The following is a 2,827-nucleotide window of genomic DNA, read 5'->3' as shown; positions in this document are numbered from 1 at the left end:
CTGAGTCCACCGGCCCGAATCGGAGGTGCTATTTAAATGCGAATGATCACGCTTGCTTGGGACCGGCCGTTCGCGAAGAAAAATGCCAAGGTCTGGTTTCGTCAGCCACCGACATTCGACAGGACGAAGGCGAACGACGGCAGACAGTCTGAAGTTGAACTTGCAGCGGCAGCCGACTTTGGCCTTTGCTCGCGTGCAACCGCGCTTTCCGTTCACCATCCACAGGCGCGACGTCTCCTCGAGTTCTTCCAGGCGGGCCCTGACGAGTCGCTTGCCTGTCGCATTCGCCAGCCGCAGACCTGTCGTGGCGGCGCAAAGAGCGCCGCTCGCGTCATCGTGATCGATGGGGGTCAACACCAGCGGTCGCCGAAGGCAGCAGGGAGGCAAACGCGCAAGCTGCCACCCCATCCAATCCAATGCGCGCCGCCGCGAGTCGAATTAGACTGATCGCGCATTCTCTTACCCTGCAAATGCCGGCGAGGGTGCGCAAACGGGGGCGGGCCAGTCCTGCCAATGGAATGGAGGAGCAAAGAGACACCATGGCGGCCGATGAGCAGCACGCGCCACTAGGACGCGCGATGCACGGCGGCATCGGCAGTACGCAAGATCGGCATTGAACTCGGTCGGCCGCGGCTCGATCGCGTTCGCCGCCAAGCCGCGCACGCCGACCTGAACGACCTGTTCGTTCGGCTCGACGAGGTCATTGAGTTCGACATCTCGCTCCGAAAGGATGGACCTCATGTGGCAGATCGATTTCAACGCAACGAACCTGGTCGCGCGTCATCGAGGCACGCTGCCGGTGCTCATCACCTGTCCGCACGGCGGCGTGGCCGATGTTCCGGGCGTGCTGCCCCGCAGCGGCCGCGCGGGTTGCATCTTCGAGCCGTCGCGCGACGTCGACACCAACCTGGTCGCCGCGGGGGTGGCGCAGCGCGTGCTGGAGATCTTCGGCGACGCGCCATATGCCGTGATCGCCGAGTTCCATCGCAAGTTCATCGACGCCAACCGGTCGCGCGAATGCGGCTTCGAGGTCGATGCGGCAGCGCCGTTCTACGACGAGTACCACGGCACTGTGCGCGCCTTCGTTGACGAGATCCGCGCCGACAACGGCGGGCTCGGCCTTCTGTTCGACATTCACGGAACGGGGGGTATCCCGTCGGATCCGGCGCAGATCTTCCTCGGCACGGCACGAGACGAGGAAGACGGTATCGCACGGCTTCGCGCTGCGGACCCGCAAGTGCTGGCGCGCAAGCGCAGCTTGCGCGGCTTCCTCGAGGCCGCCGGCTACCGCGTCTCGCCGCCGGACCCCAACGGTACCGAGGTGCCGCAGTTCAACGGCGGTTTCACGATCAGGACGTACGGCAGTTCCCATCCCGACGGCCTCGACGCGATGCAGTTGGAAATCACGAAGCCATTGCGTACCGATCCTGGCGAACGCGCGAGATTGATCGAAGTGCTGGCCTTCGCGTTCGGCAACCTCGTGAGCCGCTATGCCGATTCGCACACCCTGACCACCGCGCTCGTCTCGCATTTCGGCGCTCTCGATTCCTGACCCGCAACCCACGCACAGGAGCAATGCAATGACCACGGTTTCCATCACGTCACACGACGGAGTGCAGCGGTCGGCCACCTCGGTTCTGGAGGTGGTCGCGACCAACCCCGACTTCAACCAACCGGCGCTGCGCATCATGCAAGCCGGCACACGCGGCGGCGCTGCGTCGATCCGGATCGATGATCCGAATCCCGACATCGAGTTCGTCGAGAGCGACCAGATCGGTCCGGCGGGGAAGTACGAGATCGCCGTGCAGGCGGACAAGCTGCAATTGAATGGCCGGAATGCTGACAATACCGCGTTCGAAACCATCGTCGTGTTTCAGCGGCGCGCGGCGGGCGGCAATGTAGGCATCCGTACGGCCAGTCAGTTTGGAGGCGGGCATGGCGTGGTGGCGATTGCGAATGCGACGCTCGCCCCAGCGGCCAATCCGACTGGCGGCGGGATCCTGTATGTCGAGGACGGCGCTCTCAAGTACCGCGGATCGAACGGAACGGTGACCGTCATCGCGGCAGCCTGAGCTCGATGGGCCTTCGTCACCAGGAAGACGCCGGCGAATGAGCGACGGCGACGGCTATGTCGGCACTACCTTGCATCCGGTCGTCGATACGGAGATCACTGTGGCACCGGGATGACCGGAATCGGCCTCACAGCGTGAGTCCGGCCAGCGGCCCGGAAGGACAGCAACCGCTGCATAGCCGAAGGTCAATTCTGACGGTCGCGCCAGGTGCCCATGGTGTCAGGCACGGTGGCGTTTTCGTCGAGAAGTGCGCCAACCGACTCTTCGCAATCAGGAGCATGTGGGCGGCTGCACATCAGCAGGCTCGGACCTGGTCGCTGATCATTCTCTGTCCGCGCTACAGAGTTCACGGGCCCCTGCCGATCCCCGCGCACGATTGCACTTCTGCCACCCCACGCCTTCCGCAGGGGGTCTCTTGCTCAGGTACCAGTCGGGGCGTGCCCGCCTCGTCCATGTAGGCGGTCATCGTGCGCCAGGCGAGCACCCCGTGACTGTCGAGCGTCAACCGCAGCAGCCATCCCGTATTCGCCTGCGCCAATTCAAAGCCGTCGAACACGAAGTTGCCCAGGCTCCACACTATCGGCCGTCCTCGATAAAGCATTGCGCCCTGGGTCACGTGGGGATGACTGCCCACCACCGCATCCGCACCCACATCGATCATCAGCTGTGCCAGCGTTCGCTGCCGTTGGCTGGGAGCCGGTTCCCCCTCCCAACCCCAGTGCATGAAAGGGATGACCACATCCGCCCCTGCGAGG

Annotated in this window: 4 protein-coding genes; 2 read left to right on the top strand and 2 right to left on the bottom strand. The window is 64.2% G+C overall.

The window, feature by feature from the left end; all coding sequences use genetic code 11:
- On the bottom strand, positions 1–354 hold a 354-nt coding region (locus AC1DY5_RS50010; protein WP_478121741.1), incomplete at its 3' end, for a hypothetical protein.
- Positions 355–739: 385 nt separating this feature from the next.
- Here AC1DY5_RS50010 and AC1DY5_RS50005 point away from each other — a divergent pair.
- Together AC1DY5_RS50005 and AC1DY5_RS50000 are read left to right on the top strand one after the other, a co-directional pair.
- Positions 740–1,552, top strand: a complete 813-nt coding sequence (locus AC1DY5_RS50005) for an N-formylglutamate amidohydrolase (protein WP_478121740.1) — start codon at positions 740–742, stop codon at positions 1,550–1,552.
- A 28-nt stretch (positions 1,553–1,580) separates the two neighbouring features.
- Positions 1,581–2,072, top strand: a complete 492-nt coding sequence (locus AC1DY5_RS50000) for a hypothetical protein (RefSeq protein ID WP_478121739.1) — start codon at positions 1,581–1,583, stop codon at positions 2,070–2,072.
- 346 nt (positions 2,073–2,418) lie between these two features.
- On the opposite strand, the gene AC1DY5_RS49995 is transcribed toward AC1DY5_RS50000, so the two are convergent.
- A partial coding sequence (locus AC1DY5_RS49995) for a CapA family protein (protein ID WP_478121738.1) occupies positions 2,419–2,827 on the bottom strand: 409 nt, incomplete at its 5' end.

This window comes from Variovorax sp. P4_D9 (genome assembly GCF_056401695.1).
Note: the sequence above shows the minus strand (reverse complement) of the source record. Positions and strands in the feature narration are given on the sequence as shown.

Excerpts from the sequence above, each read along its gene's own strand:
- AC1DY5_RS50005 (WP_478121740.1), top strand. The coding sequence starts at position 740 with ATGTGGCAGATCGATTTCAACGCAACGAACCTGGTCGCGCGTCATCGA.
- AC1DY5_RS50000 (WP_478121739.1), top strand. The coding sequence starts at position 1,581 with ATGACCACGGTTTCCATCACGTCACACGACGGAGTGCAGCGGTCGGCC.